At 62.6% G+C, this 16232-nt stretch carries 13 protein-coding genes; 8 read left to right on the top strand and 5 right to left on the bottom strand.

From position 1 onward, the window contains the following. The first annotated feature begins 3 nt into the window (after positions 1-3). Positions 4-1512, top strand: a complete 1509-nt coding sequence (locus tag EP867_RS08840) for an ABC transporter substrate-binding protein (protein WP_128488267.1) — start codon at positions 4-6, stop codon at positions 1510-1512. Between the two features lie 44 nt (positions 1513-1556). On the opposite strand, the gene EP867_RS08835 is transcribed toward EP867_RS08840, so the two are convergent. Further along, positions 1557-2474 carry a LysR substrate-binding domain-containing protein gene (locus EP867_RS08835; protein ID WP_128488265.1) on the bottom strand — a complete coding sequence of 306 codons (918 nt, stop codon included), beginning with the start codon at positions 2472-2474 and terminating at the stop codon, positions 1557-1559. A gap of 123 nt (positions 2475-2597) precedes the next feature. Between EP867_RS08835 and katG the strand changes: the two genes are divergently transcribed. Then, the gene (gene katG, locus EP867_RS08830; RefSeq protein ID WP_128488263.1) at positions 2598-4778 is read left to right on the top strand and encodes a catalase/peroxidase HPI; all 2181 of its coding nucleotides are present in this window, start codon (positions 2598-2600) and stop codon (positions 4776-4778) included. 79 nt (positions 4779-4857) lie between these two features. Here katG and EP867_RS08825 read toward each other — a convergent pair whose 3' ends face one another. Then, positions 4858-5532, bottom strand: coding sequence for a TetR/AcrR family transcriptional regulator (locus EP867_RS08825; protein ID WP_164888815.1), 675 nt, complete (start codon positions 5530-5532; stop codon positions 4858-4860). A 95-nt stretch (positions 5533-5627) separates the two neighbouring features. Here EP867_RS08825 and EP867_RS08820 point away from each other — a divergent pair, with 95 nt between their 5' ends. Together EP867_RS08820 and EP867_RS08815 are read left to right on the top strand one after the other, a co-directional pair. Further along, a complete protein-coding gene (locus tag EP867_RS08820) occupies positions 5628-5996 on the top strand; it encodes a cupin domain-containing protein (RefSeq protein WP_128488259.1) in 369 nt (122 codons plus the stop codon). After that, positions 5993-7312 carry an NAD(P)/FAD-dependent oxidoreductase gene (locus tag EP867_RS08815; RefSeq protein WP_128488257.1) on the top strand — a complete coding sequence of 440 codons (1320 nt, stop codon included), beginning with the start codon at positions 5993-5995 and terminating at the stop codon, positions 7310-7312. Before EP867_RS08820 ends, EP867_RS08815 begins: the two co-directional genes overlap by 4 nt. A 57-nt stretch (positions 7313-7369) precedes the next feature. Here the strand turns inward: EP867_RS08815 and EP867_RS08810 are convergent, their stop codons facing one another. Next, complete coding sequence (locus tag EP867_RS08810) at positions 7370-8587, bottom strand: GGDEF domain-containing protein (protein WP_128488255.1); 1218 nt, start codon at positions 8585-8587, stop codon at positions 7370-7372. A 456-nt stretch (positions 8588-9043) separates the two neighbouring features. On the opposite strand from EP867_RS08810, the gene EP867_RS08805 reads away from it, so the two are divergent. Then, positions 9044-10204, top strand: a complete 1161-nt coding sequence (locus EP867_RS08805; RefSeq protein WP_128488253.1) for an LLM class flavin-dependent oxidoreductase — start codon at positions 9044-9046, stop codon at positions 10202-10204. A 51-nt stretch (positions 10205-10255) separates the two neighbouring features. On the opposite strand, the gene rsgA is transcribed toward EP867_RS08805, so the two are convergent. Continuing rightward, positions 10256-11290 (bottom strand): ribosome small subunit-dependent GTPase A, encoded by a 1035-nt coding sequence (gene rsgA, locus EP867_RS08800; protein ID WP_241656860.1) that lies wholly within the window; start codon positions 11288-11290, stop codon positions 10256-10258. Positions 11291-11831: 541 nt separating this feature from the next. On the opposite strand from rsgA, the gene EP867_RS08795 reads away from it, so the two are divergent. The 3 genes from EP867_RS08795 to EP867_RS08785 all read left to right on the top strand — a co-directional run bounded on the left by EP867_RS08795 (position 11832) and on the right by EP867_RS08785 (position 14948). Then, positions 11832-12854, top strand: coding sequence for an ABC transporter substrate-binding protein (locus EP867_RS08795; protein WP_128488251.1), 1023 nt, complete (start codon positions 11832-11834; stop codon positions 12852-12854). Between the two features lie 89 nt (positions 12855-12943). Beyond that, positions 12944-13855, top strand: coding sequence for an ABC transporter permease (locus EP867_RS08790; RefSeq protein WP_128488249.1), 912 nt, complete (start codon positions 12944-12946; stop codon positions 13853-13855). Next, positions 13848-14948, top strand: a complete 1101-nt coding sequence (locus tag EP867_RS08785; RefSeq protein ID WP_380049756.1) for a quaternary amine ABC transporter ATP-binding protein — start codon at positions 13848-13850, stop codon at positions 14946-14948. Before EP867_RS08790 ends, EP867_RS08785 begins: the two co-directional genes overlap by 8 nt. Before the next feature lie 54 nt (positions 14949-15002). Here the strand turns inward: EP867_RS08785 and EP867_RS08780 are convergent, their stop codons facing one another. Further along, entirely contained in the window at positions 15003-15734 is a 732-nt protein-coding gene (locus tag EP867_RS08780) for a hypothetical protein (protein WP_128488247.1), read from the bottom strand. Positions 15735-16232 lie beyond the last annotated feature (498 nt).

The raw sequence follows: 16232 nt of genomic DNA, 5'->3' as shown, positions 1-16232 counted from the left end.
AGGATGACCTCTACGCTCCTGCGCGGGCTGCTGCTTTCGGCCGCGCTCGCAACCCCGGCTTTCTCGGCGGATCTTCGCATCGGTCTGAACGACGATGCGGATGTTCTGGACCCGGTTTTCTCGCGCACCTTTGTGGGTGAGATTGTCATGGCCTCGATGTGCGACAAGCTCGTGGGCTTCTCGGCGGGCTCGCAACTGGTTCCGGCGCTGGCCACGGGCTGGACGCTCTCGGAAGATGGTCTGTCGCTGAGCATGACGCTGCGCGAAGGCGTGACCTTCCAGGACGGCACGCCGTTCAATGCGGATGCAGTGGTGCACAGCATCATGCGCGCCAAAACCGCCCAGGGAAGCCGCCGTGCGAGCGAGCTTTCCTCGGTGAAAGAGATCACCGCAAAGGGCACGCATGAGGTGGTCTTCACCCTCAATGCGCCCGATGCCACGCTGATCCCGCGCCTTGTTGCACGTGCAGGCGTCATCACCTCGCCCACCGCCGTGGAAGCTGCGGGTGAGAACTTCGGCGCGCATCCGGTCTGCGTCGGCCCCTATAAGTTCAAAGAGCGCGTGGCCCAGGACCGCATCGTTCTGGAAAAGGACGAGGGCTATTACAACGCCGCCGCTTACAGCTTTGACACCGTGACCTTCCTGCCGATCCCGGATTCGACCGTGCGTCTGGCCAACCTGCGCTCGGGCGATCTGGATATGATCGAGCGGATCGCGCCTGCGGATCTGGCGACCGTCACCTCGGACAACCGTCTGGCCCATGTGAAAGCGCAGAGCCTCGGCTATCAGGGCATGACCATCAACATCGCCAACGGCGAAGGCGCTGGTCCGCATAACCCGCTGTCGCAGCACAAAGAACTGCGTCAGGCGCTGTCTTATGCAATCGACCGTGACGCGCTGAACCAGGTGGTCTTTGAAGGGCTTTACGCGCCGGGCAACCAGCCCTTCGCGCCGGGCTCGTTCTGGAATGACGCGGAGACCCCGGTGCCGCAGCGCGATGTGGCCAAAGCGCGTGAGCTGATCAAATCGGTGGGTCTGGAAGGCTTCAGCTTCACCCTGACCGTGCCGAACAACCAGGTGAACCTGCAGGTGGCTCAGGTTCTGCAGGCCATGGTCGCAGAGGCCGGGATTGAAGTGAAGGTTGAGGCGGTGGAATTTGCCTCGATGCTCTCGGCTCAGGCGGAGGGCCGCTATCAGGCGACGCTGACCGGCTGGTCGGGCTATGTCGATCCCGACACCAACCTCAACCAGTTCGTCGTCACCGGCGGTGGCATGAACGATCCGAAGTTCTCAAACGCTGCGGTGGATGAGGCTCTGGCTGCGGCCCGCGCCGAAAGCGACCCGGCGCTGCGCAAGGTGCAGTATGATGCGGCGCGTAAGATCCTCAACGAGGAACTGCCGCTGCTTTATCTCTACCACCAGTCGTGGATCTGGGGCTTCAACGCCTCGCTGCAGGGCTTCAAACCCTATGCTGACGGTCTGATCCGCCTGGAAGGCGTGACCAAAGGCTGAGGCTGACGGGGCGGCGCGTCCGGACGGGCGCGCCGCTTTTCTTTCTATGCCGCAGGCGCCGGGGGCAGGGGGAGCAGACGGTCATGCTCGGCCCGGATCAGGGCGGCGATTTCGCCGAACTGCTCAGACAGCGGAGTGCTGGCGCGCCAGACCATGCCGATGCGGCGCACCGGACGGGGCGGCGAGAGCCGCGTGACACTGACGTCAGAGCCTGCGGTTTCGCGGGCCACCGCCATGGCGGGAATGAGCGTCACGCCGATACCGGCCTCGACCATCTGCACCAGCGTCGCCAGGGAAGTGCCCTCGAGCATATCCGGCGCGACGTCATTTTTCATTGAGCAATAGCCCAAAGCCTGCTCGCGGAAGCAATGCCCCTCTTCGAGAAGCAAAAGCCGCATGCCGGGGGGCAGAAGGCCGGGGAAGGACAGCGGATCGCCCGCGTAATGCGCCGGCCGCACGAGGTGAAATTCCTCTTCAAAGAGAAAATGCTCCTCAAGGCCCGGCTCTGAGACCGGCAGCGCCATGACGGCGGCATCCAGCCGGCCTGCGGTCAGCTCATCAATCAGCTTGTCGGTGGTGGTTTCACGCGGACGCAGATCCAGCCCCGGCATCTCTTCGAGGATCCGGCGGATCACCGGCGGAAAGAGATAGGGCGCCACGGTTGAGATCATCCCGAGGTGCAGCGTGCCCTGCATCCGCCCCTGCGCCGCGCGGGCGAGATCAGAGAGTTCTGAGACCTCCAGCAGGATGCGGCGGGCGCGTTTTTCAAAGACTTCCCCCAGGGCCGTCAGCCCGATCCGGCGGCTGCCCCGCTCAACCAGCGGAGCGCCAAGAAGCGTCTCCAGCTCTTTAATCTGAAGCGAGAGCGCGGGCTGCGAGATGGCACAGGCCTCTGCCGCGCGCTGAAAGTGGCGATGCTGAGCCAGGGCCGTGAAATAGCGCAGATGTTTCAGGGTTATCATAAGTTCTGCTTATCATGTCTATTTGAAAATACTAGTTCAATTTATGAAACTCATGGGCTATAGCCTGTCCATCAATTCGGTTGCGGCCCGGCCGCGCCCGCTCCGCCATTTGAGGGATCCAGAATGACCGACCACTCCGCTTCTTCTTCCGGTAAATGCCCGGTGATGCATGGTGCCGCGACCACCAAAACCGGCGCGAGCAGCGCCTTCTGGCCGAATGCGCTGAACCTCGACATCCTGCACCAGCATGACCGCAAGACCAACCCGATGGGTGCGGATTTCAACTACCGCGCTGAGCTGGCCAAGCTGGACGTGGAAGCGCTGAAAGCTGACCTGCGCGCGCTGATGAACGACAGCCAGGACTGGTGGCCGGCTGACTGGGGCAGCTATGTGGGCATGATGGCCCGCGTCACCTGGCACGCAGCAGGTTCCTACCGCAACACCGACGGTCGTGGCGGCAACGGCACCGGCAACCAGCGCTTCGCGCCGCTGAACTCCTGGCCGGACAACGTCAACACCGACAAAGGCCGCCGTCTGCTGTGGCCGATCAAGAAAAAATACGGCAACAAAATCTCCTGGGCTGACCTGATCTCGCTCGCAGGCACCATCGCCTATGAGGTTGCCGGTCTGAAAACCTATGGCTTCGCCTTTGGTCGTGAGGACATCTGGCACCCGGAAAAAGACATCTACTGGGGTGATGAGCAGCAGTGGCTGGCGCCCTCGGACACCCGTTTTGCGGATGTCGAAGATGCAGCCTCGCTGGAAAACCCGCTGGCCGCCGTGCAGATGGGTCTGATCTACGTCAACCCGGAAGGCGTGAACGGCAAGCCCGATCCGGCCCGCACCGCGCTGATGATGCGCGAAACCTTTGCCCGCATGGGGATGAACGACGAAGAAACCGTCGCTCTGACCGCAGGTGGCCACACCATCGGGAAAGCCCACGGCAACGGCAATGCGGCGGACCTCTCGGCAGATCCGGAATCGGCTGACGTGACCGCTCAGGGCATGGGCTGGTTCAACACCAAAGGCCGCGGCATTGGCCGTGACACCGTGGTGTCGGGCATTGAAGGCGCATGGACCACCAACCCGACCCGTTGGGACAATGAGTTCTTCACGCTGCTGTTCAAATACGACTGGACCCTGACCCGTTCGCCCGCAGGCGCACAGCAGTGGGAACCGATCGCGATCGCCGAAGAGGACAAGCCGGTTGACGTGGAAGATCCCTCGATCCGCCACATGCCGATGATGACCGATGCGGATATGGCGCTGAAGGTGGACCCGATCTACCGCGAGATCTCGCTGCGCTTCATGAACGACTTTGAGGCCTTCTCGGATGCCTTTGCCCGCGCCTGGTTCAAACTGACCCACCGCGACATGGGTCCGAAAACCCGTTATGTCGGCCCCGATGTTCCGGCGGAAGATCTGATCTGGCAGGACCCGGTTCCGGCTGGCAACACCGCTTATGACGTTGCGGCTGTGAAGGCGAAAATCGCAGCGGCCGGTCTGTCGGACAATGAGATGATCGCAACCGCGTGGGACAGCGCGCGCACCTTCCGCGGCTCGGACTTCCGTGGCGGCGCAAATGGTGCCCGTATCCGTCTGGCGCCGCAGAAAGACTGGGAAGGCAATGAGCCGGCCCGTCTGGCGAAAGTCCTGGCCGCTCTGGAGCCGATCGCGGCTGAGACCGGTGCCTCGATTGCAGACGTCATCGTTCTGGCCGGTAACCTCGGTCTGGAAAATGCGATCCGTGCGGCGGGCTTCTCGGTTGAGGTTCCCTTCGCTCCGGGCCGTGGTGACGCGACCGCAGAGATGACCGATGCAGAGTCGTTTGACGTGCTGGAGCCGAAACATGACGGTTTCCGCAACTATCTGAAGGCCTGGTCGGACATCGTGACCCCGGAAGAAATGCTGCTCGACCGTGCGCAGCTTCTGGGTCTGACGGCTGTGGAAATGACCGCGCTGATCGGCGGGATGCGTGTCCTTGACACCAACTTCGCAGGCAGTCGTCATGGCGTCTTCACCCAGACCCCGGGTGCGCTGACCAATGACTTCTTCGTCACGCTGACCGATATGGCCTATTCCTGGAAGCCGACCGGCCGCAACAGCTATGCGATCGTCGAGCGCGCTTCGGGTGAGACCCGCTACACCGCGAGCCGCGTGGATCTGGTCTTCGGTTCGAACTCGATCCTGCGTTCTTATGCAGAGGTCTATGCCCAGGACGACAACAAAGAGAAGTTCGTGCGCGACTTCGTGGCCGCCTGGACCAAAGTGATGAACGCAGACCGCTTCGATCTGCAGGCCTGATCTCAGGTTTCGCCCCGGCCCTGACGGGTCGGGGCGAAGAAAACCCCGCTGCGCGTTTGCGTGGCGGGGCTTTTTCGTCTCAGCCCGCGTCTTTGATGCCGGGGCGCTGTGCCACTTCTTCAAGAAAGCGTTTCAGCCGCGCCTCCGGCAGGGCCTCGCCGGTGAAGCTGGTGAAATAGCCGCGGATATAGCTGAGCCTAGTGGCGAGCGCCTCGCTGACGCCGAGGGCGTAATAGCCCATCTGCATATAATAGAGATTGCGCGCAGCGACCTCTGCGGCTTCGGGGCTGCGGCCTGCGCGTTGATACATCTGCGCGAGGGCGGCGAGCCGGGTCTCATCGGTCTCCAGCACCCGCGCACGCAGCGCCGCATCTGAGCGGGCCCAGGCGCGGATCGAGAAATCAAGCCGCGGATCATAAAGCCCGGCATCCAGCCAGGCCATCATCAGCGCCAGAACAGAGCCCGTCAGATCCGGTCCGGCCCCGGCAGCGTTCACAATGGCGACGGTGTTTTTCTGCGCCCATGAGTCAATCAGGGCCTCAAGGATCTCGCCGCGGTCTTTGAAATGCCAGTAAAAGCTGCCCCGGGTCACGCCCAGACGGTCCGCAAGCCGGGTGATTTTCACCGCATCCGCGCCGCTCTCAATCAGCGTCTCAAGCGCCGCGCGCAGCCAGTCGGCGCGGCTTAAGACCGGGCTGCGCAGGGAGGCTGCCTCCGTGTCGGTGGTTTCCTGTGTGAGACTTTGATCGGGCATTGCATTTCCACAGATGATTGCAAGGTCACATACACATGTGTATGGAGCCAGGAAGCGGCCCATCACCTGCCGTAACCGCGACGGAGGCAAAGACTATGACCAGCACCGAAAAAACACCACCACGTGTGGCCCGCTTCGCGGATCTGAGCTTCGCGCCGCGCTTTGCCTATCCCGAGATGTGTGAGGTGACAGAGGTGGCGGGGCTGGCCGATCGCAGCGAGCTTGCGGGGGGCTTTGCCCGGTTCCGCGCGGCCGAGATCCCCTGGCAGGTCCGCTATGATGAGCTGATCCTGGTGCTGGAGGGGCAGTTCTCGGTTGAAACGCCTGAGGGAGTTCTCTCGGCGGGGCCGCGCGACACCATCTGGCTGCCGGCGGGCACGCCGGTCACCTACCGCGCAGAAGATGCGCTGGTCTTTTACAGCCTTCAGCCCGCTTCCTGGGCCAGCGCGGAGGGTGAGGCATGACCCGCATCCGTCATCTGCCGAAGAATGACCGCACCCTGGGCTGGAGCGCGGTTCTGCCGCCGCGCCAGCCAAAACCTGCGCTCAAGGGCGAGGTGTCAGCCGATGTCGTGGTGATCGGTGCAGGCTTTGCCGGGCTGGGCGCCGCGCGGCGGCTGGCAGAGCTGGACCCTTCGCTGAAAATCGCTCTCATCGAGGCGGATCTTTGCGGCGAGAATGCCTCGGGGCGCAACTCGGGTTTTGCGATCGATCTGCCCCATAACGTTGGCTCGTCGCTGGAAGAACTGGCCAAGGGGCGGGCCTATCTGCGTCTTGCGCGCGGCGGCATCGAAGCGCTGCGCGAGAGTGTCATGCGCCATGGCATCGCCTGCGACTGGAGCGAGGACGGCAAATTCCACACCGCAGCCTCTGAGCGGGGCCGCCGTGAGGTGCTGGAGCCGACCACGGCAGAGCTGGACCGCCTGGGCGAGAGCTATCGCTGGCTCAACCGTGAGGAATGCGAAGCGCGCCTCGGCACGCCGCATTTCGCATCGGCGGTGCATACGCCGGGCACCGTGCTTTTAAACCCTTCGGCCCTTTGCCGCGGGCTGGCCGACAGCCTGCCGGATAACGTCACGCTCTATGAGCAGAGCCCGGTTCTGGAGGCGGATTTCGGGCCGGTGGTGACGCTGAAAACCGCGCAGGGACGTCTGCGGGCCGGAAAGGCGATTGTGGCGGTCAACGGCTTTGCCATGCGCTTTGGCCTGTGGAAGGGGCGGCTTTTGAATTTCGCGGCCCACGCCAGCATCACCCGGCCCCTGACCGAAGAGGAGCAGGCGCGGATCGGTAATATCGCCCCCTGGGGCACCACCCCGGCCAATGCCTTTGCGGGCATTACCATGCGCTATACCAATGACCGCCGCATTCTGATCCGCCAGAATATCCACTTCCAGCCCTCGATGCATGTTTCTGCTGAGGTGCAGGCGAAGGTGCGCGCACAGCACCAGCGCAGCTTTGATGCCTATTTCCCCAAGCTGCGCGGTGTCAGCATGGCGCAGACCTGGACCGGCTTTATCTGTCTGTCGCGCAATGGTGCGCCGGGCTTTGGTCAGGTTGCGCCAAACGTCTGGAGTGCGGTCTGTCAGAATGCGGTCGGCGTCAGCAAAGGCACGACCAGCGGACGGATGGCGGCGGCTCTGGCGCTTGGGGTCGATGACCCGCTGCTGGGCGATATGCTCAGCCTTGGCCAGCCCAATGCGGTGCCGCCGCGCCCCTTCCTCGACATCGGGGTCCGCGCGCGTTTCGCCTGGGAGCTTTTCGCCAACCGTCACGAGGCCTGAGGCAGGGAAGGGGGCCTGCAGCCCCCTTTACCGTTTGCCGTGGCGGCGCAGCCTCTCTCAACTGCCGACGAGAGAGAGCGTCTGAAGCGGCTCTTTGGCCGAGGTGGGGCGGCCGGTGCGCAGGCGGCTCAGGACCGCCTGGTTGCGCCCCTGGGATTTCGCACGATAAAGCAGGGCATCCGCCGCACGCAGCGCCGCTTCAGCATCCATCGGTGAGAGCAGTCCGGGCTGCAGTTCCACCGCGCCGATGCTGACACTCAGCCGGCCAAGGGGGGATTTCTCATGCTCGCGTGAGAGTTGCCGCACCTGGCGCAGGATCTCTTCGAGCCGCGCCTCAGCGGGCTGGTCGGGCGGCGCTGACCAGACGCAGAGAAATTCTTCACCGCCAAAACGTGCGGCGAGGTTTTGCGTATTGTCGCTGTGCTCTGACAGCAGCGCCGCCAGTTCCCGCAGCACTTCGTCGCCGCCCGCGTGACCATAATGGTCGTTATACTGCTTGAAGTAATCGACATCGATCATGGCGATCTGCAGCTTTTGCCCGCTGCGCCCGGCGGTTTCCCAAAGATCCGCAAGGCGGCGGTCCAGCGCGCGTCGGTTCAAAAGCCCGGTCAGCGGGTCAGAATTGCTCATGGTTTCGAGGGCCAGAAGCTGCGCAAATCCGCGCCTTGCGGCCAGTTCCATCAGCGCCGCGCTGATCACACCCACGATATTGGCGCTGATCAGAAAGAGGCTGCGGACTGCCAGCTCCCGCGGGCTCAGACCTGCGAAATATTCCGCCAGCGGATAGGCGACGGCCGCCGTACACCCGGCCAGCAGCGCCCATTTCATCCTGAGGCCGCCGCAGCAGTAGAAGTAGAAGATGGTGAGGATGATCCCCTCATATTCGATCGGCGTGCCGTTAAGCCGCGCGATCACGATCATGGCCACAACGGCCAGCGCCGATGAGACGGAAGCCGCGGCTGCGAATTTCTGCAGATGACGGGCTCCGAAACGGGTGTAGCTGATCGCGCTGACGCAGAGCAGCGGCAGGATCATAAAAAGCCAGCGCACCCAGAGGAAATGCGGCAGAACTTCAGGCGCCACCATCAGCACATCAAGCAGCGAATAGACCGCCATGACAGAAGCCGCGATCACCGCAGACCAGCGCGCCCGCTGAACCAGATCATCTTCATAATGGCGCCGGAAGGCCGTTTCGAGTTCGGGTGTAAACCGCGCCCAGAAGCCGCGTCGGGCCCAGATGACCTTTCCTGACAGCCTTTTATTCGCGCCGGGCATTCCGTAATCGCTTTCGATTCAGCACCTTCTCCACACTCATAGGGAGATCCGCCCTGGGGGGCAATTGTCCGGCTGTGCAGGACAAAGCTCTGCTGTGGCAGAATTGCCCGGAGTTTGGTGCGCCGAAGTCAGCCCCGCCCCCGGAGAAGCCATCCGTTGCTGAGCGATTGGGCATATACGGGAGTTTCGGGGGAGGGTGCCTCTTTGGCGGGCGTGACGAAACTTTGTGCATCAAAGGGTTATGAATGAGTCTCGGCAAAAGGCCGTGCAGGTCGCGGAGGGCGCTGCACCCCGGGTCGTCATCCCCGGGGTGTGAGCCGGATGGGGTGGCGGTTATTGCGTCTGAAGTTTCGTATGCGCAATAATCTTTCCAGCCAGCATCATAATTTTCTTGCCTGATGGCTGCCGCAGGGTCAGCCTGATCCTGCGGAGAGGAGCCGCAGGGGAAGGGATACTATGACTGACAGACTTCGTTTTGGAATCTTCATGGCGCCGTTTCACAAGCCCGGGGTGAACCCGACGCTGGCGCTTCAGAATGACCTCGATCTGATCACATGGCTGGATCGCTGTGGCTATGATGAGGCCTGGTTCGGAGAGCATCACTCCGCCGGCTCCGAGATCATTCCCAGCCCGGAGCTGTTCATCGCAGCTGCGGCGCAGAACACCAAACATATCCGTCTTGGCACCGGGGTCATCAGTCTGCCCTATCACAACCCGCTCTGGGTGGCAGAGCGGATGGTCTTTCTTGATCACCTGACGCGGGGGCGTGCGATCCTGGGGGTGGGGCCGGGGGCGCTGCCGACGGATGCGGCCATGGTGGGGCTGGACCCGCGTGAGGGGCGGCCCCTGCAGGAAGTGGCGCTGAAAATCATCATGCAGCTTTTGCAGGGAGAGACCGTCACCTTCAAAAACGACCGCTGGGATCTGCGCGAGGCGCGGCTGCATCTGCAGCCCTATACCAAACCGCATCTGGAAGTGGTGGCGGCTGCGGTGGCCTCTCCCTCAGGGGCGACGCTGGCGGGCACCCATGGGGCGGGTCTGCTGTCGATCGGCGCAACCATGAGCCAGGGCTTTGACGCGCTTGGCTATAACTGGAACATCGCCGAGGAAACGGCTGCGAAACACGGCAAGACCATGGACCGCAAGGCCTGGCGTCTGGTCGGCATGTGCCATGTCGCCGAGACCTATGAGCAGGCGGTGAAAGATGTGGCTTACGGCATTGAGCATCATTTCAAATACTTCCAGAACGTCGCGGCCTTCCCGCAGATGGCGCTGCCGGGCAATGACGTGCGCGAGATGGTGGAATTTGTGAACACCTCCGGCATCGGCGCGATCGGCACGGCGGATATGGTGCGTGAGCAGATCGACCGGCTCTGGAAGCAGTCAAACGGCGGCTTTGGCTGTTATCTGATGATGGCGCATAACTGGGCCAATCAGGAAGCGACGCGGCGCAGCTATGAAATCATCGCCCGCGATGTCTTCCCGCATTTCCAGGGCCATTATCAGCCGATGATGGATGCCAATGACCGCGCTGCGGCCAGACGGCCTGAACTGGCGGCGACCCATGTGAAAGCGGTGGAAGAGGCGACCGCGCGCTATCAGGCGCAAAACGGCTGACGGCAAAGGGCGCCGCCCCCTTTCGGGCGGCGCTGTCTTTATCCCTGCCGGTCAGCGGCGTCCGCTTGGTGCCTTCACTTTGCGGTTGCCGCGCGGGCCGGTCATCACCGGGGTGTTTGAGATGTTTTCCTCTGAGAGCTTGCGCCAGCGCTCAAGCCGCGCGGGATCGAGCGTGCCGGCTTTCACGGCCGCCTGAACCGCGCAGCCCGGCTCATGGGCATGGGTGCAGTCGCGGAAGCGGCAGTCGGGGGCGAGTTCGGTGATTTCGGTAAAAAGAACATCCAGACCGACCGAGAGATCGCTGACATGCAGCGTCCGGATACCGGGCGTGTCGATCACCGTGCCGCCGCCTGTGATGGCGTGAAGCGAGCGCGAGGTGGTGGTGTGGCGGCCCTTGGCGTCCGCTTCGCGAATGCCGCCGGTCAGCTGCGCCTCTTCGCCGGTTTTGCCGGTCAGCGTGTTGAGAAGCGAGGATTTTCCCACACCGGAGGAGCCGACCAGCGCCACGGTCTGACCCGCGCCGCACCAGGGCGCAAGCACGGCTCTGGCGCTTTCAGAGGTGGCGTCCAGTGTGACCACCTCAAGCCCGCGCTGCAATCCGGTGACCTGATCGCGCCAGAAGGCGGGGTCTTCGACCTTATCGGCTTTGGTCAGGACGATCACCGGATGGGTGCCCGCCTCATTGGCCATGGCCAGGTAGCGCTCAAGCCGGGCGGGGTTCAGGTCTTCATTGCAGGAGGTTGCAATAAAGAGCGTATCGACATTGGCGGCGATCAGCTGTGGCACCCGCCCGCCTTCCGTCCGGCGCTGCAGAAGGCTGTTGCGCTCAAGCCTGCGCACCAGAAGGGTGGTTTCCGGCTCAATCAGCACCCAGTCGCCCACGGCGTAATCTGCGGTGCTGATGTGATGGGGCAGCATCAGGCGCAGGGTCTCGGCGGGTGATTGCGCAGACATCCGCGCGCGATGCACATTCGAGATGCGCACCGGTTGCAGATGCGCGTCTTCCGGCGCGATCTGGGCGGCAAAAAACGGCGACCAGCCAAGGGCTGCCAGGTTCAGGCGGTGGGGATCGGTATCTGGTGTCACGCTGACCTGAATGCGGATATTTCTGCGCCATTGCAAGCCCCGCAGAGAGGAGCCGCCCGGCGCGCGAAAAGCGCCCCGAAAAGCCCCCTGGTGACGGGACAAAGCAGTAACGTTGCGGGCAGGGATCGGGTTGCAAAGGGGGGCCTGCCCGAGGGGGACTTTCGCCGCAAAAGCACAGCCGGATCGGTCAGCCGAAGGGGCCTTAATCCCGGGCCGGTTGCGCCGTCTGACTGGATGAGGCAGCCGCAAATGAAGCACAAATCACGAAATAAACAAGTAATAACAATGTTATAAGAGATAATCTCGCTTAACTGTTGCGTTTTGTGACTCAGGGGGTATGCTTTTTGAACCTCGAACTGAGGTTTCACGCAGCGGGAGTCTGGTCTCCCCTTTTTTGCGCAGCGTGCCGTTTTTTCGGCACCCGGCCCCTTTGCGTTTCTCGCAGTTTTTCCGGGCCATTTAATCCAGCGGGTCGTCACAGGGGCAGCGCCTGAGGCGGGTCTTCATTTTGTGCTGCACAACGACGAAGGACAGTAATGTCATGACGAAGTTGTCTGAAATTTCACTCATCGCCCTGCTTGCGGGTGCGATGATCTCTCCGCTTACCGCAGGCAGGGCGCAGGCTCAGCAGGACGACAGTTGCGGGCGCGTCTCTATTGCAGAAATGAACTGGGCCTCGGCGGGATTTGCCGCCTGGGTCGATAAAATCATCCTGGAAGAAGGCTATGGCTGCCAGGTTGATCTGGTGACCGGCGATACCATGCCGACCTTTACCTCGATGAATGAGAAAGGTGAGCCTGACATCGCCCCGGAGCTTTGGGTGAACGCCGTCAAAGATCCGCTCAATGCCGCCACCGACGAGGGGCGGCTGATCGTGGCCTCGCAGATCCTCACCGACGGGGGTGTTGAGGGCTGGTGGGTGCCGAAATATATCGTCGATGAAAATCCTGAGATCACCACGATTGAGGCTGCGCTGGCGCGGCCTGATCTCTTCCCCGCGCCGGAGCGGCCGGACCGGGGGGCGGTGATGAACTGCCCGGCGGGCTGGAACTGTCAGATCACCACGGAAAACCTGTTCCGCGCTTATGATGCAGGCTCGAAGGGCTTTGATCTGGTCGACAGCGGCTCTGCGGCGGGGCTCGACGGCTCGATCGCGGGGGCGGTTCAGCGCGGGCGCGGCTGGCTTGGCTATTACTGGGCACCGACCCCGGTCCTTGGCAAATATGAGATGGTGCGCCTTGAGATGGGGGCGGATCTCGACCGCGAGCATTTCGACAGCTGCATCGCCCAGGCCGATTGCCCCGAGCCAAAGCCCACTGATTACCCGGTGGCCGAGGTCTTTACCGTGGTGACCAAAAGCTTTGCCGAAAGCAATGGCGTGGCCATGGGCTATCTGCAGACCCGCTCCTGGGGCAATGATGTGCTCAATGAGGTGCTCGCCTGGATGGATACCAATCAGGCCACCAATGAGGATGCTGCCTACCATTTCATGGAAGAGCATCCCGACCTGTGGAAAGCCTGGCTGACCCCGGAAATTGCCGCGAAAGTCGAAAAAGCGCTCTGAGGAGTGCCTTGATTTTTTGATGTGACCGTGCCGCCCCGGGCGGCACGGACCGCGTGGTTATATCTGAACATCTGAAAACAGGAGTGCCCATGGCCTCTTCCTGCTGGGGTCTGCCCGAGTTTCTCTGCGCAGCCCCTGAACTCAGCAGCAGCACCCTGCGCCAGGTCCGGCGCAGCATCGATGGCGGTTTCCGCGATCTGGTGCGCGAACTTTCACCGGTGATTGACGCCGCAACCGCCCCTTTGCAGGTGGCGCTGAACGGGCTTGAAGCCTTGTTCGTCAATACGCCCTGGATCATTACACTGGCCCTTCTTGTGGCCGCAGCCGGAGCGGCAAGCCGCTCCTGGCGAATTACCATCGGCACGCTGATCGCGCTTCTGGCGATCGGCTGGGTCGGGCTCTGGACGGATACGATGATCACCCTGTCGATGGTGACGGTCTGTACCCTTGCGGCCGTCATCATCGGTCTGCCGATCGGGATCTGGATGGCGCGGTCTGACCGTGCGCAGCGGATCATCTCGCCGGTGCTGGACGTGATGCAGACGCTGCCGAGCTTTGTCTATCTGATCCCGGTGGTGGTGATCTTCGGCATCGGCAAGGTGCCGGGTATGATCGCGGTGGTGATCTATGCCACGCCGCCGATGGTGCGGCTGACCAGCCTTGGCATCCGCCAGGTTGACCGCGAAGCCATTGAGGCGGCAGATGCCTTTGGCTCATCTCCGCGCCAGAAGCTTTTTAACGTGCAGCTGCCGCTGGCGCTGCCGACGCTGATGACCGGCATCAACCAGACCATCATGATGTCGCTGTCGATGGTCGTCGTGGCCTCGATGGTGGGGGTTGGCGGCCTTGGCAAAAACGTGCTCCAGGCCATTAACAATCAGTTTTTCACCGTGGGCTTCATGAACGGTTTTGCCCTGGTCGCGATTGCCATCGCCTTTGACCGCGCCTCGCAGGCCTATGGCAACCGTCTGCAGCGCCATAAGGAGAATGTGGATGAGTGAAGAGTTTCCCAATGTTGATCTGAGCGCCGCAACTCTGGTGCCCGATGACGATGAAACCGTCACCGGTATCTCAATCCGCAGCCTCTATAAGATCTTCGGCCCTGACGCGGCGCAGCATGTTGAGGCTGTCAAAGCCGGGATGACCAAGGCCGAGCTGAACCGCCGTCACGCACATACGCTGGGTCTGCGCGACATTACCACCGATCTGCCTGCGGGCCGTATTTCGGTCATCATGGGTCTGTCGGGTTCGGGGAAATCGACGCTTCTGCGCCATGTGAACGGGCTGATCCAGCCCACCGCCGGTGAGGTGCTGATCGACGGCGAGGATGTGGCGGCTATGTCTGAGGCACAGCTGCGCGAGTTTCGCCGCCGCAAGACGGCTATGGTCTTTCAGAAATTCGGCCTGCTGCCGCATCGCACGGTGATGGAAAACGCGGTCTATGGTCTTGATATTCAGGGCATCGATCGCAACGACAGCCGCGAGCGGGCGCGCCACTGGATCGAGCGGGTGGGGCTGAAGGGCTACGAAGACCGCTATCCGTCGCAGCTCTCGGGGGGGATGCAGCAGCGCGTGGGGCTGGCCCGGGCGCTGACCATGGATGCGCCGATCCTTCTGATGGATGAGGCCTTCTCGGCGCTGGATCCGCTGATCCGGATGGATATGCAGACGGTGCTTCTCGACATTCAGAAAGAGGTCAGCAAGACCATCGTCTTCATCACCCATGACCTCGATGAGGCCCTGCGGCTGGGCGATAAGATCGTCATCCTGCGGGCGGGGGAAATCTCGCAGCAGGGCAGCGGCGAAGAGATCGTTCAGGCCCCGGCCAATGATTATGTGCGCGCCTTCGTCAAAGAGGTGAACCGGGGCCGTGTTCTGCGCCTGCGCAGCATTCTGCGTCCGAAGCCCTCGTCGCTGGACTGGCCGCAGCTGGAACTGCCCGGTGCGCTCACCCTTGAGGAAAGCGCATTGCGGCTTTTGTCGAGCCCCGAAAGCGCGGTCACCGTGCTCGGCCGTCGCGGGCAGCCGCGGGGCGTGGTGAATATGGATGATATTATGAAAGCCATGTTGATCCAGCCCGCACAGCCGGCGTGATCTGAGGGGGCCGTCGCAGATGCGGCGGCCCCTTTGAGGGTGAGTGACGGGGCCTCACAATCGCGGCGCGCGGGGCCGCGCCGCAGAGAGAACCGGCAGGAGCGGGCGCAGGTAACGCAGCGCCCGGGTCTTTCGCGCCAGGCGGCGCTGCAAAAGTTTTGCGGTCTGCGTGCCCGGATCCCCTTCGTCGAAAACCTGCGCCAGGAGCGTCTTGTCGGCAGGCAGATGGATCAGAGAGCTGCGCAGCGCTGCCTTTAAGGGCGGACCAGGCTCGGTGGTGCGCACCGACCACCAGCGGGAGATGACCCCGGCGGGGTTGCATTCCTCAAGCGTCAGAGAACCGGGATCAACAGGGGTCCGGCCTTGCAAAAGATCGAGCGCCGCATTCATCACCATCTCATCGCCCTGATGCGCGCAGCGTTGAAAATGGGTGGCGTAGCGCGGAAAGATCTCATCGATCACCGGGCTGATCGCGCCAAATCCTGCAGGATTTCCAAGCAGAAACTCCCCGCCCCACCATCTTTCGCACACCGCATCGCGGCCGTTCAGCAGCAGGGCTTTGGAACGCAGAAGCTGCGGGTCGCGGCTTTCGTCATCCAGCCGATAGCCCATCAGAAAGGGCGATTGCGGCAGCCGCAGGCGGATCTCGCTCAGCGCCAGCACATCGGCGTCGAGCAAAAGCACCACCTCTCCCCAGGCGCCTGAGGCGAAGTGGCGGATCGCCTCAAGCTTAAAATGCGCGGCGCGAAAGCCGATGGTTTCAGGAACCGCCAGGGTAAAGGCCATGGGCTGCTGCGCCACCGCGCCACCGCGGTGCCGTGGCGTCTTTGCAGATCAGCGAGGCACTCGGGCTGATTGGTCAGGATGGTCACCGCCGTGCCATAGCGCGACAGCGAGCGGTTCAGCGCGGCGGCACATTTCAGATAGACCGCTAGCGGATCCGCGCGGCTGCGCCCGAGATTGACGGGACGGCCGGAGCGCTCACAGAGATAGAGCAATGTATAGATCGACAGATCCGCAAGGCGCATCTCCCGGCTTCGGTTCATCACGATCTCCCCGTTTTCTCCGGGGCTGATCTGAGCAGCTTTCGTGCAGAGAGGGGTTAACGCGGGCCGCGGATGGCCCCTGCCGTTTCTGCGCCTGGCGCATGATTATTCCGCATTGCGAAGTTTGCCGGGCCGGGCTGCGGCCTTGTGGTTGCTTCACCCCAACCAATCCGCATAAGGTCGGTGCAGTTGTTCCGTACGAATATTAAAAATTTTGAAGCTACAGGCAAATTCGCAG

Source organism: Falsigemmobacter intermedius, from assembly GCF_004054105.1.
In the GTDB taxonomy this organism is placed as follows: domain Bacteria; phylum Pseudomonadota; class Alphaproteobacteria; order Rhodobacterales; family Rhodobacteraceae; genus Wagnerdoeblera; species Wagnerdoeblera intermedia.
This window is presented reverse-complemented; position numbering and strand designations above follow the sequence as displayed.